25 protein-coding genes are annotated in these 23,880 nt (G+C 37.1%); 20 read left to right on the top strand and 5 right to left on the bottom strand.

The features are described from left to right. Positions 1-409: 409 nt before the first annotated feature. Together ytvI and CEF18_RS10775 are read right to left on the bottom strand one after the other, a co-directional pair. The gene (ytvI, locus tag CEF18_RS10780; protein WP_110936479.1) at positions 410-1,468 is read right to left on the bottom strand and encodes a sporulation integral membrane protein YtvI; all 1,059 of its coding nucleotides are present in this window, start codon (positions 1,466-1,468) and stop codon (positions 410-412) included. Positions 1,469-1,797: 329 nt separating this feature from the next. Then, entirely contained in the window at positions 1,798-2,151 is a 354-nt protein-coding gene (locus tag CEF18_RS10775) for a YugN family protein (RefSeq protein WP_110936478.1), read from the bottom strand. 153 nt (positions 2,152-2,304) lie between these two features. Here CEF18_RS10775 and CEF18_RS10770 point away from each other — a divergent pair, with 153 nt between their 5' ends. The 8 genes from CEF18_RS10770 (at position 2,305) to coaD (ending at position 7,297) form a co-directional block, all read left to right on the top strand. Then, entirely contained in the window at positions 2,305-2,733 is a 429-nt protein-coding gene (locus CEF18_RS10770) for a CBS domain-containing protein (RefSeq protein ID WP_110936477.1), read from the top strand. 223 nt (positions 2,734-2,956) lie between these two features. After that, entirely contained in the window at positions 2,957-4,051 is a 1,095-nt protein-coding gene (locus CEF18_RS10765; protein WP_110936476.1) for a CAP domain-containing protein, read from the top strand. Positions 4,052-4,124: 73 nt separating this feature from the next. Continuing rightward, the gene (gene ylbD, locus CEF18_RS10760) at positions 4,125-4,544 is read left to right on the top strand and encodes a spore coat protein YlbD (RefSeq protein WP_110936475.1); all 420 of its coding nucleotides are present in this window, start codon (positions 4,125-4,127) and stop codon (positions 4,542-4,544) included. A gap of 28 nt (positions 4,545-4,572) precedes the next feature. Next, positions 4,573-4,812 carry a YlbE-like family protein gene (locus CEF18_RS10755; RefSeq protein WP_110936474.1) on the top strand — a complete coding sequence of 80 codons (240 nt, stop codon included), beginning with the start codon at positions 4,573-4,575 and terminating at the stop codon, positions 4,810-4,812. 127 nt (positions 4,813-4,939) lie between these two features. After that, entirely contained in the window at positions 4,940-5,383 is a 444-nt protein-coding gene (locus CEF18_RS10750) for a YlbF/YmcA family competence regulator (protein ID WP_110936473.1), read from the top strand. A gap of 264 nt (positions 5,384-5,647) precedes the next feature. After that, positions 5,648-5,923, top strand: coding sequence for a YlbG family protein (locus tag CEF18_RS10745; protein ID WP_110936472.1), 276 nt, complete (start codon positions 5,648-5,650; stop codon positions 5,921-5,923). A 294-nt stretch (positions 5,924-6,217) separates the two neighbouring features. Then, positions 6,218-6,814, top strand: a complete 597-nt coding sequence (rsmD, locus tag CEF18_RS10735; RefSeq protein ID WP_407690393.1) for a 16S rRNA (guanine(966)-N(2))-methyltransferase RsmD — start codon at positions 6,218-6,220, stop codon at positions 6,812-6,814. Then, positions 6,815-7,297, top strand: a complete 483-nt coding sequence (gene coaD / locus CEF18_RS10730) for a pantetheine-phosphate adenylyltransferase (RefSeq protein WP_110936470.1) — start codon at positions 6,815-6,817, stop codon at positions 7,295-7,297. Positions 7,298-7,375: 78 nt separating this feature from the next. Here the strand turns inward: coaD and ylbJ are convergent, their stop codons facing one another. Then, positions 7,376-8,596, bottom strand: a complete 1,221-nt coding sequence (gene ylbJ / locus CEF18_RS10725) for a sporulation integral membrane protein YlbJ (RefSeq protein WP_110936469.1) — start codon at positions 8,594-8,596, stop codon at positions 7,376-7,378. Positions 8,597-9,025: 429 nt separating this feature from the next. Between ylbJ and CEF18_RS10720 the strand changes: the two genes are divergently transcribed. Continuing rightward, positions 9,026-10,069 (top strand): SepM family pheromone-processing serine protease, encoded by a 1,044-nt coding sequence (locus tag CEF18_RS10720; RefSeq protein WP_110936468.1) that lies wholly within the window; start codon positions 9,026-9,028, stop codon positions 10,067-10,069. Positions 10,070-10,242: 173 nt separating this feature from the next. Here the strand turns inward: CEF18_RS10720 and CEF18_RS10715 are convergent, their stop codons facing one another. After that, positions 10,243-11,475, bottom strand: coding sequence for a nucleotidyltransferase (locus CEF18_RS10715; RefSeq protein ID WP_110936467.1), 1,233 nt, complete (start codon positions 11,473-11,475; stop codon positions 10,243-10,245). Between the two features lie 216 nt (positions 11,476-11,691). Between CEF18_RS10715 and CEF18_RS10710 the strand changes: the two genes are divergently transcribed. From CEF18_RS10710 to CEF18_RS26845, 3 genes are all read left to right on the top strand, one after another. Beyond that, positions 11,692-12,207: a YceD family protein gene (locus CEF18_RS10710; RefSeq protein ID WP_110936466.1), complete on the top strand. Its 516-nt coding sequence runs from the start codon at positions 11,692-11,694 to the stop codon at positions 12,205-12,207. A 54-nt stretch (positions 12,208-12,261) separates the two neighbouring features. Further along, complete coding sequence (rpmF, locus tag CEF18_RS10705; protein ID WP_110936465.1) at positions 12,262-12,435, top strand: 50S ribosomal protein L32; 174 nt, start codon at positions 12,262-12,264, stop codon at positions 12,433-12,435. Between the two features lie 518 nt (positions 12,436-12,953). Beyond that, positions 12,954-13,502 (top strand): RsfA family transcriptional regulator, encoded by a 549-nt coding sequence (locus CEF18_RS26845; protein WP_110937658.1) that lies wholly within the window; start codon positions 12,954-12,956, stop codon positions 13,500-13,502. A 118-nt stretch (positions 13,503-13,620) separates the two neighbouring features. On the opposite strand, the gene CEF18_RS10695 is transcribed toward CEF18_RS26845, so the two are convergent. Next, a complete protein-coding gene (locus CEF18_RS10695; protein WP_183040902.1) occupies positions 13,621-14,094 on the bottom strand; it encodes an N-acetyltransferase in 474 nt (157 codons plus the stop codon). Positions 14,095-14,267: 173 nt separating this feature from the next. Here CEF18_RS10695 and CEF18_RS10690 point away from each other — a divergent pair, with 173 nt between their 5' ends. From CEF18_RS10690 to CEF18_RS10655, 8 genes are all read left to right on the top strand, one after another. After that, the gene (locus tag CEF18_RS10690) at positions 14,268-15,155 is read left to right on the top strand and encodes a 2-dehydropantoate 2-reductase (RefSeq protein ID WP_110936463.1); all 888 of its coding nucleotides are present in this window, start codon (positions 14,268-14,270) and stop codon (positions 15,153-15,155) included. Between the two features lies 1 nt (position 15,156). After that, positions 15,157-15,537, top strand: a complete 381-nt coding sequence (locus CEF18_RS10685) for a DUF3397 domain-containing protein (RefSeq protein WP_110936462.1) — start codon at positions 15,157-15,159, stop codon at positions 15,535-15,537. A gap of 196 nt (positions 15,538-15,733) precedes the next feature. Next, a complete protein-coding gene (bshC, locus tag CEF18_RS10680) occupies positions 15,734-17,371 on the top strand; it encodes a bacillithiol biosynthesis cysteine-adding enzyme BshC (protein WP_110936461.1) in 1,638 nt (545 codons plus the stop codon). A 114-nt stretch (positions 17,372-17,485) separates the two neighbouring features. Then, positions 17,486-17,917 carry a division/cell wall cluster transcriptional repressor MraZ gene (gene mraZ, locus CEF18_RS10675; protein ID WP_110936460.1) on the top strand — a complete coding sequence of 144 codons (432 nt, stop codon included), beginning with the start codon at positions 17,486-17,488 and terminating at the stop codon, positions 17,915-17,917. Between the two features lie 107 nt (positions 17,918-18,024). Continuing rightward, entirely contained in the window at positions 18,025-18,972 is a 948-nt protein-coding gene (rsmH, locus tag CEF18_RS10670; protein WP_110936459.1) for a 16S rRNA (cytosine(1402)-N(4))-methyltransferase RsmH, read from the top strand. Between the two features lie 2 nt (positions 18,973-18,974). Beyond that, positions 18,975-19,346 carry a cell division protein FtsL gene (gene ftsL, locus CEF18_RS10665; protein ID WP_223292284.1) on the top strand — a complete coding sequence of 124 codons (372 nt, stop codon included), beginning with the start codon at positions 18,975-18,977 and terminating at the stop codon, positions 19,344-19,346. 38 nt (positions 19,347-19,384) lie between these two features. Continuing rightward, complete coding sequence (locus CEF18_RS10660; protein ID WP_110936458.1) at positions 19,385-21,577, top strand: penicillin-binding protein; 2,193 nt, start codon at positions 19,385-19,387, stop codon at positions 21,575-21,577. 322 nt (positions 21,578-21,899) lie between these two features. After that, positions 21,900-23,837, top strand: a complete 1,938-nt coding sequence (locus tag CEF18_RS10655) for a stage V sporulation protein D (RefSeq protein WP_110936457.1) — start codon at positions 21,900-21,902, stop codon at positions 23,835-23,837. Positions 23,838-23,880: the final 43 nt, after the last annotated feature.

The following is a 23,880-nucleotide window of genomic DNA, read 5'->3' as shown; positions in this document are numbered from 1 at the left end:
GATACTCCTAATATGGACATTTCAAAAGTTCCTTTTTAAAGTAGTGCATTCTGCAATAGTTAGTAAAAAGAATAATTTGTAATATGAAAAGACCTAGCTTATTAAAAAGCTAGGTCTTTTATTCGAAAGTAGAAAGTGTAATTCAGACGATGTTTTCTTAAGGGAATGTGATATTTTTAGAGTTTGTTGTTTCCCATGTAACAGCGGTGATCAATCCGCTCGAGGAGGCTGCTTTTCGCGGGGAACGACTGTCAGCCTCCTCGTGAAGTAAGGCTCGTCCCTGCGGAGTCTTCAGTCGTTGCTAATCAAGCAGGAGTCGCAGCCTTCACTAAATCGAGTTTTTTAAAATCCAGTGTTAATTAGGCAACTGCTTCAAATTTAAATAAGAGACTTTTTGCGTTTTTCATATTCATACTTTAAAATTCATTTTAATAATTCCGGCTTCTTTGGCACTTGTGAAGAAAATGACGGCAAGTGGCCCTAGTATAAAACCAACAGCACCAAATAACATTAACCCTATGTACAAGGAGATAAGCGTTGCAAGTGGCGATAAACCTATGTGGTGGCCCATTACTTTAGGTTCTACCGTTCTTCTAATAGTTAGCAGTACAGCCGCTAGGATCAATAATTGAACTGCAACTGCGGTATTCCCTGCAATAAGATAATATCCTGCCCATGGCGCCAGAACTGCTATAGATCCGATAAGTGGAACGAAATCAACCGCCCAAATGAAGATAGACATTACTAATGCGACTTCTGGTGCAATAAAGAGTAATCCTATAAGGGTCACTATAAAAATAATAATACTGACAAGAAATTGTGCTTTAAAGAATCCAAATACAACATAGGATAACCTTGATGACATAAAACGTACTTTTTCTGCAGTATTTTCAGACATATAGCCGAATACTTTTGTTTTTAATCTTGGAAGATCTAGTAAAAATAAATATAAAGAGATCAAATAAACAAGAAATGAAACAAGATAAGATGGTATTTTCACTAAAATATTCGTTGCATGTCCGATGATATTCACATCTTGTAAAGTATTCCGCAAATGAAGTAACTGTGTCGTGACTGCTGCATCAATGTCATTAACAATGTCAGGAGAGTATTGGTCGAATTGTACCCTTAAATTTTCAAGAACAGACATCCATACAATGTTTATTTCGTTGATCATCATAGGTAGATTCTCTACGAATTGGTTTAACTGTGTAAGTGCTCTCGTAAATGTAAAGTAACCAATTACCACAATAATCATTAAGAAGGCTATAAATATAATAAAGACTGAAATACTCCTTGATAACTTTGCTTTATTTATCAGTAATTTTACTGGTGGAGAAAGAAATAAAGCAGTTACTAATGCAAGTATGATAGGTAGTGAAACAGGCAACACGAAATATGTAAACAGGGCAACGACAATGATGCCAATTATTAAATAAATATATTTTTTCTTTGATTGTGGTGTCAAAGTAATGCCCCTTTCTTGATAATGCTAAATGTATATATAAATAAACACCTATCTATTATTATATAAGAAAAACAATGAAATAAGTAAGATAGAGTAGAAAAAAATTAATCTTATTCAATAAATATAGTTATATCGTATCATAGAGTCATGGCTGACTCACTTAAAAGGCTTGTGGAAATCCTCAAAATTATGTTTATATTGAGAAGATAAGACGTCTCAATTTGAAAAAAGCCTTCGATACATGTGTGTGAGACCTATGAAAAAAGGTCTCACTAATCTGAATCGAAAGCAATTTGAATAAACGAATGTAGTTATATGTAGTTTACAATCTAAAGTGCTTCTGCTTTTAATTTGGCCAAGACAACTTCGATTTTTTTATTACATTTGTCTACAACTTTTTTAGGGAACTTTTCATCATACTCTACGCCGTGAGGATAATAGTGTTTCCCTACATAAGGTACCATAATTTCCACTAAACTATGAGGTAAAGGGATTTCTCCTTGCGTAACGTGTGCAGGAATTCGAAAATAATAAACGTCGTCGTGAACTTGGTCAATTATTTTGTAATCGAATGTAATTCGTTCATAATCGTATTGATTGTGAAAACCTGCAGCCTCCATAGCTTCTTCTATTACTTGATATTCAACTGTTAAACCATCTAGTCCAGTGTCATGAAATTTCATCTGTTGTAGCCTCCTTAGTATCAGTAAAACATCACTCTTCCTTAATAATATTATGAAATCGATTCTGTTGCAACGATGTCATCATTAAAAATAAAAATAAATCTTTAATTTATGGACAACCTAGGTGTGTGAATCTTGAAAGGAGGAAATTTAATGACTACATTGAAGGATATTATGACAGAAGAGGTTGATGCTTGCTCCCCAGCCGACAACATTTATGACGTAGCAGTTAAAATGAAAAATGACCATGTTGGTGCTATTCCAATTTGTGTTGATGGTAAACTGATGGGGATGATCACTGACCGAGACATTGTGATAAGAGGGATAGCTGAGAAATTACCTAACACTTCTCAAGCTCAAGAAGTAATGAGTGATGATATTTTTACTGCTCAGAGTTCCATGGATGTAACAGAGGCTGCAAAGTTAATGGCTGAGCATCAAATTAGACGCCTGCCTATTGTTGACGGTGATAAGTTAATCGGAATTGTCTCTTTAGGAGATTTAGCAGTACATCAATCTACAGAACACGAAGCGGCCATAGCCTTATCAGAAATATCTGAACTACCGCAGTACCATCATTAAAGTTATCAAAAGTAAAAGGTTTCTCTTGTTATTAAAAGAGAAACCTTTTTGTTTTGCCTTTTTTATGTAGGATGTCTAGAGGAGTCTGAAGTGTTGGTCGCGGAAACCATCTGCCTGCAGTGAATTTCAATACCATCCTGTTCAATAGATGATATAATTATTTATATTTCCTTGAGTTACTCATAAAATAATTTGTTTATATAATTAGGGAAGGAGAATTTTTTTGAAAGCAATTCTGGCATTTTTACTTACAATAGCTCTTTTATATTTTCTAGGTTCTGAGTGGTTAGAAAGCATTGAACCAGAAAATTTTAAAGATAATAATCAAGAGATTGAATTAGAAAGTGATAGTAACTCAGAGAATAATCAGGAAGTTCAATTACAAAATGAGACCAATCACGAATCGGAAAACGAAACAGCTGACAATCTTGAAGACTTCTTTTTACACGAGTGGATAGGTCAAGATGCAGAGAATGTTTATAACATACTTGGCGATCCAGACAGAATTGATGAAACTCCATTTGGATATAAGTGGCTTGTATATACTTCAAGTGGGCCATTTAAAATGATTGGAGTACACGATAACAAGGTTGTGACTACTTATACGAACAGTGAGGATGTAATACTTGATGGAATTGCAATAGGGGGAAATTATGAAACGATTAGTTCCGTTTATTCTTTTGAAAAAAGTCAAACAGTATTAAACAGCGGGCTAAAGACAGTTACTTTTGAATTGACCGAGCAAGAACTTTTAGGGCGCCCACTTGTAAAAATCAAAGATGGTATATGGGCACAACTCTACTTCGACACGTTTAACGAGGATTTATCTTCTGTTCGTTATATCAATGAAGAATCGCTAATCAAGCACCGTGCCTATTCGATGACTTATAGTGGAGAAATCGCTGAGGCTGTTGATTGGGAAAAGGTTAATCAGGAGGAATGGGTAAGTGGACAAGAATTACAAATTCTCGAACTTACCAATGGTATACGAGAGAAACACGGATTATCGACGCTGGAAGGTCATGAACAAACTTCAGAGGTGGCGTATTTGCATAGTAAAGATATGCATGATGAAAAGTACTTCTCCCACACCTCGCCTTCTCAAGGAGAATTAAGTGACAGGTTGGAAGAGGGGGACATCAATTACCAATTGGCTGGAGAAAACATTGCTGCCCATTATGTAGATGGAATTGAAGCAGTAGAGGGCTGGTTGAATAGTGAAGGTCATCGAGTCAATCTGTTAAAAGATGACTTTACCCACCTTGGAGTGGGGGTGTATCGCGACTACTATACACAAAATTTCCTTACACCCAGGTAAAAATGGGCGCACGCCTCCTTCACAAAATAATTATGATGTAGTATAGCTATCTTGTGAAGGAGAGGTGAGTATCATGAGTAAATCTTTACACCCTGAAATTAAACAGTTCAAAAGTTTTGTTCGAAACAATCCTCACGTGTTAAGGGATGTTAAGAATGAATCAAAGACTTTGCAAGATTTATTTGAAGAGTGGAAATTGTTTGGTGAAGAAGATGATATATGGGATTCCTATTTAGAGACGTCGGAAAACGAAGACTCAAACGAAAAAGAAGCGGAAAAGGATAAAAGTGACAGTACGAAAGATATCGATGTTTTAAATATGCTTAAAAAAATGAATTTGAATGACTTACAGCACCATTTAGGACAATTTACAACTGTTATTGGTTCCGTCCAGGAGTTAATTGGTCAATTCAAACAGCAACAACCTAGTCAAACACAAACTCCGCCGCCACCTGAAAGACCGTCTTCATTTTTTGGTTTTCGTGAAGACTAATTTAACGTCATTTTAGAGGAGGTTGGTCATGAGAAGGAATGTGTATGAAAGAATTAAGGCTAATCCAGAAACACATTACTATTTAAGAGCTCATCCAAATTGGTATCGAAATCTAGGTAGAGATCCCGATGCATATAATAAAATGATCTCCGAATCTAACAGTTACTATGGTAAGACTTTTCCACAAAGAATAGATAAACTGCAAAGCAACATGAATTTAGTCATGATGATGTTAGATATGATGAGGCAAGGAAATGAGAATGTTTAAGCTGTGTGATTGAGTTTTCTAAGTACTATTTATCGTTCTATTAAATATGAATAATCTCGAATAAAACATGGACTTGTTTCATCGCGCCGCCTATTCATGTTATAATAAATAGGCGGAGGTGTTTAAAATGGTGACAACAATGACAGATATCAATATACTCCAAGAGTCTCATCAATTTAGTGAAATAATCTTAGAGTCCGACACATTTAATGACTATGTTGATTTAAAGCAACAAGTGCAATCAAATAAAGAAGCACAAACGATGCTTCGACACTTTCGCAGCTTGAAAGAGAGCTATGACGAGGTGCAGCGATTCGGGAAATATCACCCGGATTTTAAAAAAATCACCAAAGAGGTGCGAGAGTATAAACGCGAACTCGATACACACCCTTTGATTGCTGAATATAAAAATGCTGAGAAAGAGTTAGAGAATCTTTTGAATGAAGTGAGTCAAATTATTGCTCTAGCGGTCTCTCCGCAAATCAAAGTACCAACAGGGAATCCGTTCTTTGATCAAGCAAGCAGCTGTAGCGGTGGCTGCGGTTCCGGTGGAAGTTGCGGATGCGGTTAAAAGAAGAGAGACTATTTTAAGACGTATTTTTTGCGTTTAGGATATTATAAACGTTTGGTTCTGCGACTAAAACAATGTTAAAAAGGTTAAATCCTGCCTTTTGAACGCCATTTAGAGGATAAGAATGTATAAGTTGACAGGTATCTTTATGCCACGCGTGTCAAGGGAAACCCACCCTTGACACTTAAATGATGGTGGGGAAAGATAATACTGTAATTAATAAAAGACGCTACGCGTTTTTCTTAATGAAAAGGGGAAGTTTTTATGGTAACTGGTCGTGTTGGATTAGCCATTTGGGTACAATCGTTAAAACAAGTGAAGCAATTAAAACGCTTTGGTAATATCCATTACGTATCCAAGAAAATGAAGTATGTTATTCTTTATTGTGACGAAGACCGTGCTGATGAGAATATCGCCAAATTAGAGTCGTTTCATTTTGTAAAAAGTGTTTCAAAGTCTATGCGCCCTTGGATTAAAACAGAGTACCAAAACTCTGTTCCTGATAAGGAGAAAAAAGACGATTATAAAATGGGTATTTAGTCTTCAGGTAAACTGAAGACTTTTATTTATATGTAGACAAATAAAAAAAACCTGTAAGTAATACCTACAGGCTGCCTTAAACCGGTTTTCACTTGTTAAGGCAAGGGGAGAGGAGAAACCGGAGGAAGAGCTCGTGGGGAATAACAAGTCTTCTCCGCGGTTATCAGTAACATCGTCTTTCATGCTACTATTATTATTATGGACGGAAAAAATTGGATTATACATCTAAATTATTTCAAAGCATACAACTTTATTTAATGATAAAGAAAATTGTGGTAATATAGCTAAAACATAATGACTTTTCTAAGGCAGGGTGAGAATATAATGCGTGTAATAAGTGGTAACCGGAAAGGATTAAAGCTGAAAAGTGTACCTGGACAATCTACACGGCCTACTTCAGATAAGGTAAAAGAATCTATTTTTAATATGATAGGTCCTTACTTTGACGGGGGAATGATGTTGGATTTATATGCTGGCAGTGGAGCCATAGGATTAGAATCGCTTAGCCGAGGTATGGAGAAAGCTATTTTCGTTGATCGAGATAAAAAAGCAATCGAAACAATATATCGTAATATTGAACTGGCTAAAGCCGAAAAAGAGTCCGAGGTCTTCAGGGCTGAGGCGAAAAGGGCACTTAAGGCAATTCATAAAAATAATAGAAAATTTGACTTTATATTTTTAGACCCTCCCTATGCAAAAGAGCAATTACATATGGATTTAGCGTTTATTGATACAAATAATCTTGTTCAAGTGAATGGCTTCATTGTGATCGAACATTCTGTTCAAGTGGTAATGGAAGAAAATCTTGTCTCTTTTAAGAAAGTAAAAGATGAAAAATATGGTGACACTAATATAACTATCTTTCAAAACATTTCAAAGGAGGAAGTATGAATGAGTGGAATCGCAGTTGTTCCAGGAAGTTTTGATCCTGTTACTTTAGGTCATATAGATATTATTAGTAGAGGTGCGAAGGTTTTTGATCACGTTATTGTATCGGTTTTGAACAATCAACATAAGCAACCTCTTTTTTCTGTTGAAGAACGTATTGAACTTCTACAGACGGCAACAAAACACCTTCTAAACGTTGAAGTGGACAGCTTTGATGGGTTGTTAATAGACTATGTTAAAAACAAAAAGGCAACTTCAATTATCAAGGGTTTACGTGCTGTTTCTGATTTTGAATATGAACTGCAAATGGCAGCTATCAATAGAAAATTAGATGATTCGATTGAGACGATTTTTATGATGACAAACAATCGATATTCTTATTTAAGCTCAAGTATTGTAAAAGAAGTTGCAAAATATCATGCTCCTTTAGATGATTTAGTGCCAAATAATGTTGAAGTTGCCTTAAAGAAAAAATTCACAAAGTGATTATAAAAGTACTACTCCATTATACATAGGTACCCATACGATATAGGCTGAGTTCTTAAGGCTTATAATCTTCATAGTTTAACGCTCTTGTGCAGTTAAAAACAATATCCAGAACCATATCAAAAGGCATAGAAGCGTAAAAGTACTTCCGTAAAGATTAATTATTTCATAAGTTTCCAGGAAAAACGAAGAAACCGATTCAAAAAAAGTAGGTAAGGATGGACCAAAGTCACTAGAGGGAATAGATCGATTCGTGTATAAGTAATGAAACAGAAAATACGCAAATATGGCTGATAGGGTTCCGTGTATGCATCTTGCTATAAAAAACGGTGTAAACCGTATGTCTGTTTCTGCTATAATACTTGCTACTTGAGCTTGTACACTAAATCCATTAAACGCCAAAATGAAACTGACCACGACAGCTTGTTGAAGAAGAGAAGCGTCTTGTACGCTGCTAATTCGTTGACTTCCAATGGTTATCTCGAATAAACCTGCAATAATGCCAGGGCTTAATTCTTTGGGTATCTGAAACCAACCGAGTATAATAGAAATGATCATGCTGATGATCATCGAAACGTTGATAATTTCAAGCATCTGATTTAAGACTGCGAAGAAAATCATAAATCCACCGATCATTAAGAGAGTTTGAATCGAGGAATTAATCGCCTCGCCCATCATTTTTCCAAGAGGAATTTGGTTTTTCAGTCTGTCTTTATGCATGTTTTTGATTGCTTTTTTTAATGAGAAGGCTTCACTATGACGGCGATGTGTTTTGTCCGTCTTATAACCATGGAATCTCATAATGATACCTACACCCAGATTTCCGGCATAATGAGAAACAGCTAAGAGAAGACCAAGTTCAGGATTGGCAAAAAAACCTACGGCTACTGCTCCAAAAATAAATAAAGGATTTGAAGCATTTGTAAAGGATACTAGTCTTTCACCTTCAATGTTTGTCAGATGACCTTCTTGCCATAATCGAGTGGTTAATTTTGCTCCTGCTGGAAATCCTGAAGCTAGGCCCATTGCCCAGACGACACCGCCAGAACCCGGTACTTTAAATAAGGGGCGCATTAACGGTTCAAGCAGAGTTCCTGCAAAAGAGACGGCACCAAATCGAATAAGAAACTCAGATAAGATGAAAAAAGGCAACAGAGACGGAAAGACAACTTCCCACCAAACTGTCATACCGTTAACAGATGCCTCAAATGCATACTTAGGAAAAATAATAAAACATAACGCTAATATAGTAGTACAAAATCCATAAATCATTGTTTGAATAAAAGGGAGTTTACTCATGGAATTTCTCCTTTTTATGAAGTGAGCTAGATGTCATTTAGCATGTTCCTCCGATTAGAACATAAGGAAATCAACTTTATTCATTTCGAAATGTTTTACTTAAATCCTTGTCCATTTATGTTTATACTAAGATAACTATTTTTAGACCACTGATCATATATTAAAAAGTAACAAAGATAGCTTGAACCAGCGAAAGATTACGACTACAGTCGGTAAAGCTATATCTTCATCGATAACCTCAGGAGCAAATGAAGACCCCTAGAGCGATTTTCCAATCGTTGTTCGTGGAATGCATACGCCTGTAGCAAGCAACTTTAAGTGTATCGTGAACCTATCTGTTTAAAGCAATAAGCGCTTAAAAAATAACCCAAAAGAAAGACTAGCTAAATGACAAGTGGAAAGCTGAAATGTCATGAAAGGGGAACGAAGATGAAGGAATCAACAAAGAGTTCAAATAAATCATTCATAAAATGGGGGATTTTATTTGCAATACTGATAGTGGTTAATTTTGTACAGCTTCCATATTATTTTACAGTGCCCGGAGAAGCAAAAGTTTTGAGTGATGTTATTGAGGTAGAGGACGCGAATGACTATGAGGGAACTTTTATGCTTACAACGATTCGAATGGGACAGGCCAATACTGTAAACTATATATGGTCATTATTAAGTGACCGTCGTGAGCTGATCCCAGAAGATCAAGTGAGACCTGAAGGAGAAACCGATGACCAATATCAACACCGTCAAATTATGATGATGACAGGGTCTCAGGAACTTGCTGTACTAGTAGCATATGAACAGGCTGGTAAGGAAGCCTATTTTGAGAATTACGGGGTTTTAGTTTCATCGATCATTCCTAACATGGATGCTGATGGAAAACTTGAAATTGGGGATCGTATCATTGCAATCGAAGGTGAAGAAGTGTTGGAAGTAGAGACACTGTTCGATATACTCGGAGAACTTGAAATTGGTGAGGATGTAGACATAACAATTGAACGCGAAGATGAGACAGAAGTTGTTAATTTAACGGTCAATCAATTTCCGGAAGAATTAGATCCAGAAGGAGAAAGAGGGGGGATAGGTATTGCTAATCCTGTAACAGACCGGATGTTAATTAATGAACCGGAAATTGAGATCGATGCAGATCAAATTGGCGGTCCTTCTGCTGGATTGATGTTTACCTTGGAGATATATAATCAACTAATAGAAGAGGATATTACTCACGGACTTGATATAGCAGGAACAGGTACGATAAGTGAGGATGGGACTGTAGGAAGAATTGGTGGAATAGAACAAAAAATATATGCAGCTGATAATGTTGAAGCGGATGTGTTTTTTGCTCCTAATGAATTCGGTGCAGAAGGATCTAATTATGAAATAGCTCTTGAAACGGCAGAATCACTAGGAACAGACATGGAGATTGTTCCCGTAAACACGTTTACAGATGCGTTGGAATACCTGGAAGGTTTATCATAAGGAGTAGACGACTATACTCATTTCTTACAGAGGCTGTATCAAAAAGTGGTTTCTACTTTTGATACAGCCTTTCTTAAAAAAATTTAAAAGTTTCTGACTTTTAGAGATTGTTATCTATGCTTTCAAACAGATGGCTCGGATCCGCTCTAGGCGGACGCTTTCCGCGGGCCTACTTAATAATTATCAGGATAAGGATTGTATTGAATAGGAGTTGCTGTAAACTCATCTCTGAATGTTTTCCCTTGAGGATGCAAAACCATCTCATGTACTCTGCTGGCTAAAACATCGTGTAAAAATACTTCGTTCTTAGATTGACGGGCATTTGTAATGATAGGAATATCCAGCTTCTTTTTTATTTGTGCAAGGTACTGTTGCCCGGCAGGGGACATGCCAAGTATACGTAAATAAGGAAGATCTTTATTCGCTAAGCTTTCTCTCATAAATTCTTTGGAAGTATTTAAAAGGATATGGGTTAAAAGCCGTTGTAATCTAGTTCTCGTGTATCTCTTCGTCTTCAAAGCATCTAAAAAACCTTGAAATGAATCGTTATTTATCATGCACTTTTTAATTCGGTGCTCTAGTCCTTCCTCACATTCGAAAATGTCCTTTAGCGATAAGCTATCCTCTGTGATGATCTTGTATTTTAAGTAAGGATAGTAATCATCCCAACTATGAAATTTTCCATTTACTTCTTCGTGAAGACGTAATTCCTCTAAGGAGTAATCAGGGAGGTAATTAGAAATGCTTTCAAAACTCGCTTTTTCAATTAACAATTTATGACGAATGGCGGTAGCACTGGCAATCTTTTTATCCTTAATGAAAATGTCATGATAATTAGCACTTATTCGCTGAATAGTATCCATTTTTATAGAAGATGCCAATCTCGATGTGGATTGAGTATAATGGAAACCGAGGATATTATTAGGTTTTGACAAATCGAGCATGTCCTTGTTTTGAGTCAAAGAAGTATAAACTTCTGAAAAAGATCTAGGGTAACTTTTTCCAAGTTTTAATTCCTCTTTGATGCGAATGTTCACTTCGGTTTCATTGTTTATAAGCCAAGTATTTGCTTCGATGAAAGGAGTAATATCTCCATTTTCACTACCAAAACAAATATGAGTGACTCCGAGAGAATCAAGGGTACGTACGGCTCCATCGGCAAATATTTCAGCTTTTTGGGTAGCATAAACGTGAGGAAGTTCCACCACCAGATCGATCCCGGCTTTTAATGCCATTGTAGTTCTAGCCCATTTGCTAACTAGTGCAGGTTCGCCCCTTTGAAGGAATGGTCCACTCATTACAGCAATAACTAAATCAGCATTTGTTTTTTTTATCGAAGTTTGGAGATGATATAAATGACCGTTATGAAATGGATTATATTCCACTATGAGCCCAAGTACGTTCAAAATAACACCTTCTCTCTAAATTTTTTATGGTTGTTTGTCTTATTAAAAAATACCATAGATGAAGCTTCATTTCATCTACTCGCATTACGTTTTAAAATATGATATTGTATAAACGAGAAATGTACGTAGAAAAAGAATCTATGATGTAAAGATCTTATCTTGACAAACGTTTTTTTGAAAGATATAATTACATTTGTTGTCTTGAGGTGATTAAGAATGAAATGGTCGGTGCAGCAAGTGCAATCTCTTCAGGAGAAAGGATTGCAACTAGATGAATTAGTCGACTTTAGTGAATTAAAAAAACTAGATAGTGAAATTCGTGAGATTACTCCCGTTCGAGTAAAGGGAGATGGTTCTGTTACAAGAAATTCTGTCACATTTCAATTAGAAATTGCAGGTTCTATGACACTTCCGTGTGCTCGGACATTAAATGATGTGGAGTATCCTTTTACCATGAACGCAACTGAAGTATTTCAGTTAAATGATTGGGCGACCTTCGATGAAGATGAAGAAGTTCACCAACTGAAGGATAACATGATTGATCTAGTACCTTTTGTACAAGAGCGCATTTTGCTAGAGAAGCCTTTGCGCGTATTCAGTGACAAAGAGGAAGGGCCGGCTCCGAAATCAGGAAGTGGTTGGGAACTAACAACGATGGATGACAAAGGGCAGGAGAAAGTTAAGGTGGATCCTCGGCTAAAAGAACTGGAAAAGTTTTTTGACAAAAAATAGTAAGCAATGTTAATTGTTTACTTGATTTGAATTATCTCCAAGGAGGTGGGACTCATGGCAGTACCATTTAGAAAAACAAGTAAAACGAAGAAGAATCAACGTCGTTCACACATCAAGTTAAGTGTGCCGGGAATGGTAGAATGTCCTGATTGTGGTGAAATGAAACTTTCACACCGTGTTTGTAAATCATGCGGATCTTATAAAGGACGCGATGTAGCAAGTAAGTAAATAAATTAGAAGCAGGAAGGAACTCCTTCCTGTTTTTTTTTATGCTGTTTTTTTGTGAACTTTTCGGTTTAAATATGAAAGAGCAAATCCTGTGGGATTAACAGCTGGTCACTCATAATAAATTACTTGGCAATGCCTCGCTTACCATTCGTCCATTAACGAGGAAGTTTGGTTATCATAAAGCTCTGTTGTTTTCTCTGTTAAAATATATAAAGAGGGAGAATGGAAGAACCTTGGATTTATTGATAGGTGGATCGATAATGAAACAAGATATCATTGGTGCCAGTCCCTTCTGCCGACAAGAGAAGGTATTCAATCTTCACTTCTATGGATGAAGGAGTAACAGCGTGTGCAAGACTTTCGGAAAGTGAAGCACAAAGCCGTTGATGGCTTCAAAAATAAAAAATATTAAAAATCATTGTTTGTCCCTTACCTATTTCTAGTGCTTATAAGTCTATCTTTTCTACTATATGCATACATATAAGAAGAAATTGAAAGATTGGCACGGAAAGGAGGGTATTGTATTGATTAGACAAGATGCTTGGAATCAAGACGAGGACTTATTGCTTGCTGAGACAGTGTTGCGACATATTCGTGAAGGTGGAACTCAACTTGCAGCCTTTGAAGAAGTAGCTGAAAAACTTTCTAGAACTTCCGCCGCATGCGGTTTTCGTTGGAATTCTGCGATTCGTAAACAATACGTGGCAGCGATACAGTTAGCTAAAAAAACAAGAAAAGATTTGAAACGTACTCAACTTCAAACAACGATCATAGAACCTTCCGATCAAGAAAGTTCCTTGACCTCAATAGCTTCACATAAAGAGCTCTCAAGCGCAGAACAGTTGGAGTGGATGGATGAAATAATCTCTTTCTTGACATGGCAAAAAAATAAAATCAACTCAGACCAAACTTTGACGGAAAAGACATCTAAGTTACACCTTGAAAATGAGCGGCTCACAGCAGAGCTAGCGAAGTTAAGGGATGCTTACCAGGAAGTGAGAGAGGATTATCAAGTGATGATTCACGCAATGCAACGTGCCACACATAGAGAAAAATTAAATAAATGATAAGAAAAGCGAAACCCCTTTGAATACCGATGTAGTAGCAGGACACTCCCGTTACAGCGAATTTACACATAGCAAAGCCCGAAGAACTATTTCAAATCTTCGGGCTTTGTTGGGTTCTTTATATTTGTTCAGAAACTCCTTTTGGAAACCATACATATGGATTTTCTCCACGATCCCGATCTGTTTGGTAAGTCAGAGCTTCGAAACCTTGTTTTGCCCAAAAATCATCGGATCTTTGACGAGCGTTTGTTTTTACTGGGAGTCCTTTGCTTTTAGCGAAATCCACGAGACTGTTTCCAATCCCTTTTCCTTGGTAGCCTGGTAAAACTTCTAATTTCCATAGCTCATAGTAATCTTGCGATGGATCGAAATATTGATCGAATTTTTTATCAATCATATATAAACTCATTCGACCTACTAATTTATTACCGAAATAAACGCCATAAAATGGAGAATCGCTATCATTTTCTACAATATTTTCTTCTAAATCTTCCTTCATTGATAACTCTTGTTGACCATACTCTCTGAAATTTTCGAATTCCTCAAGGGTTTTAAAATTTACTTTTAGTCTGCTCACTTCATGTTTATCCAATTGCTTCCCCTCCATAATTACATTTCCATTTTATTTTGATAATGTTAGAAGATAACTATATTCATATTATAATTGAAATGAATCAAAAATGAAAACGTTATCTATCCGGTTTATATTTTCTTTGTAACACTTATGATAAAATAAGACCTAGGATCGAAAAATGAGGTGTTCTTATGAAAGTTACGGTAATTGGTGGAGGTGCGATTGGATTATTAGTGACCTCTTATCTATTGACATTTGGTCATACTGTCCAATTGGTGACACGAACAAAAGAACAAACCAGGCTGATAAAAGAAAATGGTATTATTAAAGAAAAAAACGGATTTATTAAGAGTCATCAAGTTGATGTAGTTACCTTCAGCAAATTCCAAGCAAATAAAGAGGATTTAATTATTATAACGGTTAAACAAACGAGTGTGGATTCTTTGATAGATTATTTGCGACAAATCATTCCTCCGGAGACACCATTGTTGTTTTTACAAAATGGGATGGGACATCTTGAAAAGGCTAGAAAGACACTTCAAAATCCTATTTTAGCTGGTATTGTTACACATGGAGCTATTCGTCAATCTCTAACTAGAGTGTGTCATACGGGGGAAGGAGAGATTAAAATAGGTGGCGAACGTTTATCTGGAAAACCTCTTTTTAATCTGTGGAGTAATGACAGTACCTTTTCTATTACATGGAGTCCTAATATATTAGTGGATATCAAACAAAAACTACTGGTGAATGTCGTCGTTAATCCATTGACTGCCATTCATAAAGTTAGAAATGGAAGTTTATTACTAGATAGTGAATTAAAGAAGAAGGCTTATGAAGTTTTTCAAGAAGCTAGATTTTTACTGGATTTTCCAGATAGTGAATGGCAAAATGTACAGAGAGTTATCCATAAAACTGCAGAAAACCAGTCATCTATGTTAATAGACATTCTACATAATAGAAAAACTGAAATTGACGCTTTAACAGGCTATTTGTTAGAACAAAGCGAAAAGAAAAATATACCTATTGAAAAGATAAGGGGAATTCATCAACGTGTAAAAGAAATTGAAAAGGGGATGTAAGATGGGTGACTTGGCTATTGGGTTTATTGCTACTCTTATAACAGCTCCAATATTAGGACTCTATTTAGTATATTTTGTGTTAGTTAAAATAACGAAAAGTAAGCAATATGCTTTTAAAACAGCAGTGGATTATACCGTATTTTTGTTTATAATGTCGGTTTATTTTTTATGTAGAGAAATATGGTCCTTGGAAATTGGAAGTTTCGTACTTTTATTTTTATTACTGTCTGCAACTATTTTTACGATTGTACATTGGAAGCATAATGATGACATTCAAATAAAAAAGGTGTTTAAGAGCGTTTGGCGCTTTCAGTTTGTCGTGTATTTACCGTTGTATTTTATCTTAACAATTTATGGACTTGTATTTCGAATATTCTCGTAAGAAAAGCATAAGACTTCTTCATTGGTTGTCGCATGATCTTCTGTTATAATGAAGCAGAATTTCTTTAGCGCTACTTGAAAGGTTTCATCTGGAGTTGTTACAAACACAAGAGATAAATATCATAGAACTTTTTACATAATCTCGCGAATGATAAACTAATCTAGTTCAATTTGAAAATGGAAGGTTGAACACAGTCATGGAAATGAAAATTACTAACACGCATGAATCAGGCTCTTTTATACATAAGTATTTAAATAATAACCGTAATGCTCTTTCCTTTTTTGATTACGACTTATCCAGTAAAAGTCAACGATCCAGGTATGACGAATTAATGAAGATGTCCTTTCAGAGAGAAGAACTCGTGCAGGCGTTAACATCGTATAATAAGAAATATAATGCATATCCCCGTACATTTGCGCAAATTGAACGCTTGAAACAAAAAGAAAGTGTTGTCGTAGTTGGCGGTCAACAAGCCGGTTTATTAACTGGGCCAATTTACACGGTGAACAAAATTCTGTCGATTCTTATTGAAGCAAGAAACTTGGAAGAGAGCCTTTCTAGTCCTGTAATTCCTATATTTTGGATTGCCGGTGAGGATCATGACATTGATGAAGTGAATCACACATTTTTCACAGACGGAAAAGAAACAAAAAAAATTAAAATAACAGAACGGAATGATTTAAAGCAACCTGTATCTGAAAGAATCATCGATCAAGAAGAGGCGAAGAAGCTAGTTAAGGATGCGTTTCAATTTTTACCTGAAACTGAGCATACGGCATGTCTCTACAAAAAACTTCTAGAAGATATTGAGCAAGGAAACACGTATTCCGAATGGTGTGCAAAGTTGCTGTCTCGTTTGTTTGCGGACACCGGTTTGGTTTTAATGGATGCTGCAGACCCTCAAATCAGACAAATTGAGCAGCCTTACTTTCAGGAAATGATCCGAAAGAATGACCCTATCAGAGCTTCGTTTCTCGAACAAGCCAGAGAGATGAAAGCGGCAGACTTTGGAGAACCTATTACGATTGACCAACAAAACGCTCATCTTTTCTTTCATGAGGAAAAGCAGCGTTTTCTTCTAGAACGACTAGAGGATGGGAACTATCAGGAAAAAGAAGGCTCTCGCAAGTGGTCAGAAGACGAAATGTTAGAAGCAGTCACTACAGGGAAATTAGCATTAAGTAATAATGTTGTCACGCGCCCTTTAATGCAAGACCTGTTGTTACCCGTGCACACGTTTATAGCTGGACCGGGTGAGTTAAAGTATTGGGGGACGTTAAAACAAGTTTTTCACTCCTTTGACCGTTGCATGCCATTGGTGAAGCCAAGGTATCATATCACCTATTTATCACGGAGGTCCGAGAAAACTATAAGAAGGTATCAACTAGATACTAAAAAAATCACGTTTGAAGGAACGCAGCAGAAAAGAGAGCAAATCATCAATGATGGAAAAGCTGTTGATGATGTGAAAGTATTCAAAAAAGCAAAAAAGAGATTGGCTAAATTTGAGGATAAACTTGAAGAAGGTATTTCTCCTTTGGGTAAAGGTGCATTACTTTTACATGACCAGTTCCGTCTAAAAATGAAAGAACAATTAAAAGTATATGAAAAAGAAATCAGTCATTTTGTCGAATCAACGCAAAGGATTCACCTTCAAAGATTATTGTGTTTAGAGGTGGAGGTCAGACCAAACGGCAATTGGCAAGAAAGACACTTGAACATTTTTCCTTTTTTAAATTTATACGGGGAAGATTTAGTAAAAAATACGTTCAATGAAATGTTAGACCATCGAAAATTACTTGAAACAGGTCACCATTTATATTTGACGATGTAAAATACTTCAGAGAAATCTGAAGTATTTTTTTTCGTTTATTTTCAAAAAGAAAGTGGTATAAAGTGGAGGGATGTGGTAAGTTAGTGTTATTAAGTGGGGAGGAGGTGGATCTTTATGTTCATGGGAGAACATCATCATAACATTGATGATAAGGGCAGAATGATTGTTCCTGCTAAATTCCGAGATGAATTAGGATCCACCTTCGTTGTCACACGGGGAATGGATAAGTGTTTATTTGTATATCCTGAACCGGAATGGAAAATACTAGAAGACAAGCTTAAAAATTTACCTTTTACTAAAAAAGATGCCCGAGCATTTACAAGATTTTTCTTTTCTGGAGCAGCGGAATGTGAATTGGACAAGCAAGGAAGAGTAAATATTGCCTCTACACTTCGTAAATATGCTGGTTTAGAGAAGGAATGTGTGGTTATCGGAGTGTCGAACCGAGTGGAAATTTGGAGTAAAGAGGTTTGGGAAGAATATTTTGCCGAATCAGAGGAGTCGTTTGCAGAAATTGCTGAAGGCATTGTAGATTTTGATTTGTAATAAGGAAAAGCGGAAGCGCTTTGCATCAACTTTTAAGTTAAATTAGCACCTATGGTTTATAGGAGGGTGCTATTTGTTAATCATATGCAGAAGGGAGGAGAGATCGTTTGTTTGAACATGAAACAGTATTGAAAGAAGAGACAGTAAAAGGACTAGATGTCAAACCTGATGGTATTTATGTCGATTGTACCTTAGGTGGCGGGGGTCATAGTGAACGGATTTTACAAGAGTTGTCTCCTGAGGGGAAACTAGTTGCATTTGATCAAGATGAAAAGGCGTTAGCACACTCGAGAGAAAGACTGTCTAACTATTCTGCACAAGTAGCTTTCATACATAGCAACTTTGAGTTTGTTAAAAATTCTTTAGAAAGCAGAGAAATAGATGCAGTGGATGGATTTGTCTTCGATCTAGGTGTTTCCTCTCCTCAATTTGATGAACCGGAAAGAGGATTTAGCTATCGCTATGATGCTCCGTTAGATATGAGAATGGATCAATCCCAAGATCTTTCTGCCTTTACAGTCGTAAATGAATGGAGTTTTCAAAAGCTACAAGAAATTTTTTCCCGGTATGGTGAAGAAAAATTCGCGAAATATATCGCCCGTAAAATTGAAAAGAGACGGGAAACAGCTCCTATTACTACCACGTTTGAATTAGTTGAGGTCATTAAGGAAGCAATTCCTGCTCCAGCGAGACGAAAAGGTGGGCATCCGGCTAAAAGAACCTTTCAGGCAATCAGAATTGCCGTTAATGATGAATTAAATGTATTTAAAACAGCTCTCGAAGATGCTATCTCACTCTTGAAACCAGGAGGACGTATTGCTGTTATAACTTTTCATTCTTTGGAAGACCGAATATGTAAACAAGTTTTTAAAAATAAGAGCAGTCTTCCAGAACTTCCGAGAGGCTTGCCCGTCATTCCTGAAAGTTTAAAACCAGAATTATCATTGATAACGAGAAAACCGGTGACAGCTAATGAGCAAGAGTTGGAAGAGAACCACCGTTCCCACTCTGCAAAATTAAGGATTGCTGAAAAAAATAAGAAGGAGGAGGAATGAAAATGAGCCCACTTGTGGAAAAGAGAATGCATGAATCCACTGCCCCGCAACGAAGAACAGTTACTAAACCGGTAAAAGAACGCATATTTAAAGGTGGGGTTACGAAAGGGGAAAAGCTTATTTACATGATTACAGCAGGAGTTATCGTGTTTACGCTCTATCTTATTCTATCAAATTATGCGACTATTTACAGTGCGAATCATCACATCGAACAGAACCAAACTAGCATCTCGGAATTAGAAAGTGTGAATGATGGATTATCCCTTCAAGTAAAAGAGCTTTCTGATCCGGAAAGAATTCTTGATATTGCGCAAAATGATCTTGGTATGAAATTAAATGACCAAAGTGTAAAAGTTATTCATGGTAATGACTAAATGCTCCTTTTGGAAAATTACAAGGGAGGCAGATTCTCATGCAGCAACAAATAAAAAGTAGCCAAGTTACAAAAAGAGCTGTTTTCTTTTTGTTTCTTTTGTTTATTGTATTCGTGGTGATCTTTTCTCGGTTTGTCTACATACAAGCTGCAAAAGAAGTGCAAGGGGTAGACTTAGAGGAATTAGTAGCTAAACGATGGTCGCAAACAAATGTTATTGATGGAGAACGAGGGTCTATCTATGATAATAACGGTGATGTATTGGCGGAGGAAATACCCTCTTATACTGTTATAGCGATTCTAGATGATAGATTTGATAGCTATGTAAAGGATCCAAAAGCGACCGCTCAAAGTTTAAGTCCTATATTAGAGATGGATGCAGAGAGACTCGAAGAACTCTTATCCCGAGACTCTGTTCAGGTAGAACTAGGTGCACAGTCGAAAAATATGAGCTACGAAAAGCGGGAAGAAATAGAAGAGTTAAAGCTTGAGGGGATTTTGTTCAGAGAGGATCCTCGACGTTACTATCCAAAACAAATTTTTGCCTCTCATATTATCGGTTATACAGAGAGAGATATGTCGGTCGCTCGAATGGGTATTGAAAGCAGTTTAAATGAATATCTTCTGGAAGCTGATGGTGAGATTACTTATCAAGAAGATGGAAGAAATCGAAAACTTCCAGATTCAGAAGAGACTATTAAAGAGCCAAAGAATGGCGATGATGTCTATTTAACCATTGATTCTCGAATTCAAATGGCTATTGAGCAGACGATGAATCAAGTGGTTGAAGATTTTAATCCTGAACGAGTGATGGCGATTGTTGCTAATGCAAAAACAGGGGAAATCCTAGGCATGTCAAATCGGCCTAGTTTTAATCCGAACGAATATGAATCCATTGAAAACTATACGAACTACACCATTTCCTCACGTTTCGAACCGGGTTCTACTATGAAAATATTCACCTTGGCTGCAGCGATTGAAGAAGGTGTTTACAACGGGGACGAAACGTTTGAGTCAGGGTCAATCGAAATTGTAGATAAAACAGTTAATGATCATAATGGTGGAAGAGGTTGGGGGACTATATCTTATGATGAAGGGGTAAGACGGTCATCCAACGTAGCTTTTTCAAAAATTGCCCTTGAAAAACTTGGACCAGAAAAACTTTATAGCTATATTGATGCCTTTGGCTTTCGTGAACCGACAGGCATTGATTTACCGAATGAAGCAACAGGACTCATTGCTGAACAATATACCATTGATGCAGCGACAACTGCTTTTGGACAAGCGACAGCTATTACTCCTATCCAACAAGTCCAAGCAGCTACAGCGGTGGCAAATGATGGCAAGATGATGAAACCATACATTATTGATCGAATTGTAAATCCGAATACAGGAAAGACGGATTATGAGAATGAGCCTACTATTGCAGGGGAACCGATTTCGGAAGAGACGGCTAACCAAGTGCTGGATATTCTTGAGACAGTTGTTACAGAAGAAGATGGCACGGGAAGACCATATGCAATTGACGGTTTTGATATCGCTGGGAAAACGGGAACTGCGCAAATTCCTAGTGAATCAGGTGGCTATCTGTCAGGTGAAAATATTTATTCCTTTATAGGGATGGCTCCAAAAGATGATCCGGAAGTGATTGTTTATGTTGCAGTCGACAGGCCACAACTAGATGCTGGTCAAATTGGGTCCGAACCAGTATCGATGATCTTCCGTAATGTGATGGAACAAAGTCTTCAATATTTAAACATAGCTCCATCTGAAGATGATGAAGTGTCGTCTGTTCAAGAATCTATTGAGTTGGAAGACTACCAAGGTGAAAGCCTTGAAGAAACCAAAACTATTTTGACTGAAAAGGAACTTCAAGTAATTGTTATAGGAGAAGGCGATAAGATAACCAGTCAATCTCATGAACCTGGCACACAATTAATCTCTGGAGAAAAAATTATCTTTTTAACAGACGATGAGCTGCCGCTAGTTCCGGATATTTCTGGCTGGTCACTGCGTGATGTCTATTTATTAGGCAAACTTCTAGACATTGGTATGGAAGTGAATGGCAGCGGTTTTGTTCAAGAACAAACTCCAGAAGCTGGTACAGAAATGGATGAACTTAGTCGTATGAGCGTAAGCCTTTCTAAGGATAATGAAGATGAAGAGAACATTGGTGAGGTTGCAGAAGATAACGCTGTGGAGGAAGAAGAGCAAGAATTCTTTATGGATTAGCTTAGTAAGGTGATATTTCGGACGAAATAGTTCTAACGGGCACTAAAAAAGGAGATTTTTACTTTTTTAGTGCCCTTTTGAGGAGATAAGAAAGTATAAGTTGACAGCTATCTTTACGCCACACGTGTCAAGGGAAACCCACCTCCTTTCGAGTAGCACCTACACGCAATACGTAGGTGCTACTCGGGGGTGGCTAAAGATCACGGTGTATTTAATAAAAGACGGCTACGGCGTTTTTCTTAGATAATATTTCAGTGGCTTCGTTCTAACCTGTCCATTTCTTTCATATGTCTGAACCAAGTGATTGGTGAGGAGGTTGTTTATGAAAACTGTATCCTTTGTAACAGTTAGAAAAAGACTCATATTTACTTTAATTGCGGGGGTAGTACTGTTTTTAATTATGGGAGCACGTTTATGGTACGTGCAAGTAGTTATGGGTGAGGAGATTTCTGAAAAGGCAGAAGAGTCCTGGGGAAGAAATATTCCTTTTGAAGCCGAAAGAGGAGATATCCTTGACCGAAATGGCGAACCGCTCGCGATAAACGTCACTGCTCCTACCGTATTAGTTGTTCCAAGGCAAATAAAGGATCCTGTAAAGGTTTCGGAGCAATTAGCTGAGGTACTCCATATGACTTCTGAAAAAGCATATGAATATGTGACTCAAAATACATCTATTGTTCGCATAAATCCGGAGGGAAGAAAAATATCGAATGAATTAGCAAATGAAGTTCGTCTATTACAGCTGGAGGGTGTTTATATTGCTGAAGATAATATGCGACACTATCCGTATGGAAAGTATTTGTCTCACGTATTAGGCTTTGCTGGAATTGATAACCAAGGCCTTACTGGTATCGAATTATTTTATGATGAACAATTGTCCGGGGAAAAAGGGTATGTATCCTTTTACTCTGATGCTAAGGGACAGAGGATGCCTAACTTAGCAGATCGTTACACGCCTCCTGAAAATGGTGATGATTTAAAATTGACGATTGATACCAACGTTCAGACAATTATCGAGAGGGAACTGGATGAAGCCGAAGCCACTTATAATCCAGATGGAGCAATGGCTATTGCGATGGATCCAAAAACAGGAGAGATTCTCGCAATGTCATCCCGGCCAGATTATGATCCGGAAAGCTTTCAGGAAGTGCCACCGGATATTTATAATCAAAATAAACCAATTTGGAGTACGTACGAGCCAGGGTCAACGTTTAAAATTATCACACTTGCTGCAGCCCTTGAAGAAGGTGTTGTAGATCTCGACGAAGATAACTTTCATGATCCAGGGTATGTAAAAGTTTCTGGTAAAAGATTAAAGTGTTGGAAAAAAGGCGGACACGGGGAGCAAACTTTTTTAGAAGTTGTCCAAAATTCTTGTAACCCCGGTTTTGTTGAACTGGGCGAAAGGTTAGGGAAAGAAAAACTTTTTAAATATATCGATGACTTTGGTTTTGGTAATGAAACGGGAATTGATTTACAAGGAGAAGGGACAGGGATACTATTTGACTTGGATGTAGTTGGTCCTCTTGAACTGGCGACAACTTCATTTGGTCAAGGGGTCTCTGTAACACCGATTCAACAAGTTACTGCGGTTTCAGCTGCAATAAATGGAGGTACTTTATACGAACCTTATTTAGCAAAAGAATGGCTAGACGGCGCAACTGGCGACACCATAAGTAAGAAAGAATCAGTAGTGAAAAAACAAGTTATTTCAGAGGAAACCTCTGCAGAAATTCGCAGAGCATTAGAATATGTTGTCGCTAAGGGAACAGGACGGGGTGCTTTTGTAGATGGATACCGAGTCGGTGGTAAAACCGGTACGGCGCAGAAAGCAAAAGACGGAAAGTATTTAGAAAATAACCATATTGTATCCTTTATTGGTTTTGCTCCAGCTGATGACCCTGAAATTGTTGTTTATGTAGCCATTGATAATCCGAAAGATACGATACAGTTTGGTGGGGTTGTAGCTGCTCCAATCGTTGGAAATATTATTGAAGACAGTTTACGTGCTCTAGACGTTCCAAGAAGAACAGAGCAAGTAGAGAAAGAAGAGGCGTGGTCTGACATACCAGTTATAGAAGTACCCGATTTATTAGGCTTAACGAAGCGCGAGATTTTTGATGCATACTATGATATTGAGTTAGATATTAGTGGGGATGGCACGGAAGTAGTTTCACAATCGCCTGATCCAGGAACTAGAATAGAAACAGGTTCAACAATTCGAATATATTTGGGTGACAAAACCGAAGAAGAACAGTAAAATGTTAAAGGGTCAGCACCTATGATTTGGTTGTAGGTGCTGC

This window comes from Salipaludibacillus neizhouensis, assembly GCF_002886185.1.
Lineage (GTDB): Bacteria > Bacillota > Bacilli > Bacillales > Salisediminibacteriaceae > Salipaludibacillus > Salipaludibacillus neizhouensis.
The sequence above is the reverse complement of the archived record's forward strand: the minus strand, read 5'-3'. Positions and strand labels throughout refer to the sequence as shown.

Excerpts from the sequence above, each read along its gene's own strand:
- mraZ (WP_110936460.1), top strand. The coding sequence starts at position 17,486 with ATGTTCATGGGAGAACATCATCATAACATTGATGATAAGGGCAGAATG.
- bshC (WP_110936461.1), top strand. The coding sequence starts at position 15,734 with ATGGAAATGAAAATTACTAACACGCATGAATCAGGCTCTTTTATACAT.
- ylbJ (WP_110936469.1), bottom strand. The coding sequence starts at position 8,596 with ATGAGTAAACTCCCTTTTATTCAAACAATGATTTATGGATTTTGTACT.
- CEF18_RS10775 (WP_110936478.1), bottom strand. The coding sequence starts at position 2,151 with ATGAAATTTCATGACACTGGACTAGATGGTTTAACAGTTGAATATCAA.
- CEF18_RS10770 (WP_110936477.1), top strand. The coding sequence starts at position 2,305 with ATGACTACATTGAAGGATATTATGACAGAAGAGGTTGATGCTTGCTCC.
- CEF18_RS10690 (WP_110936463.1), top strand. The coding sequence starts at position 14,268 with ATGAAAGTTACGGTAATTGGTGGAGGTGCGATTGGATTATTAGTGACC.
- ftsL (WP_223292284.1), top strand. The coding sequence starts at position 18,975 with ATGAGCCCACTTGTGGAAAAGAGAATGCATGAATCCACTGCCCCGCAA.
- CEF18_RS10710 (WP_110936466.1), top strand. The coding sequence starts at position 11,692 with ATGAAATGGTCGGTGCAGCAAGTGCAATCTCTTCAGGAGAAAGGATTG.
- CEF18_RS10750 (WP_110936473.1), top strand. The coding sequence starts at position 4,940 with ATGGTGACAACAATGACAGATATCAATATACTCCAAGAGTCTCATCAA.
- CEF18_RS10755 (WP_110936474.1), top strand. The coding sequence starts at position 4,573 with ATGAGAAGGAATGTGTATGAAAGAATTAAGGCTAATCCAGAAACACAT.
- CEF18_RS10685 (WP_110936462.1), top strand. The coding sequence starts at position 15,157 with ATGGGTGACTTGGCTATTGGGTTTATTGCTACTCTTATAACAGCTCCA.
- rsmD (WP_407690393.1), top strand. The coding sequence starts at position 6,218 with ATGACTTTTCTAAGGCAGGGTGAGAATATAATGCGTGTAATAAGTGGT.
- coaD (WP_110936470.1), top strand. The coding sequence starts at position 6,815 with ATGAGTGGAATCGCAGTTGTTCCAGGAAGTTTTGATCCTGTTACTTTA.
- CEF18_RS10720 (WP_110936468.1), top strand. The coding sequence starts at position 9,026 with ATGAAGGAATCAACAAAGAGTTCAAATAAATCATTCATAAAATGGGGG.
- rpmF (WP_110936465.1), top strand. The coding sequence starts at position 12,262 with ATGGCAGTACCATTTAGAAAAACAAGTAAAACGAAGAAGAATCAACGT.
- CEF18_RS10660 (WP_110936458.1), top strand. The coding sequence starts at position 19,385 with ATGCAGCAACAAATAAAAAGTAGCCAAGTTACAAAAAGAGCTGTTTTC.
- ylbD (WP_110936475.1), top strand. The coding sequence starts at position 4,125 with ATGAGTAAATCTTTACACCCTGAAATTAAACAGTTCAAAAGTTTTGTT.
- CEF18_RS10745 (WP_110936472.1), top strand. The coding sequence starts at position 5,648 with ATGGTAACTGGTCGTGTTGGATTAGCCATTTGGGTACAATCGTTAAAA.
- CEF18_RS10655 (WP_110936457.1), top strand. The coding sequence starts at position 21,900 with ATGAAAACTGTATCCTTTGTAACAGTTAGAAAAAGACTCATATTTACT.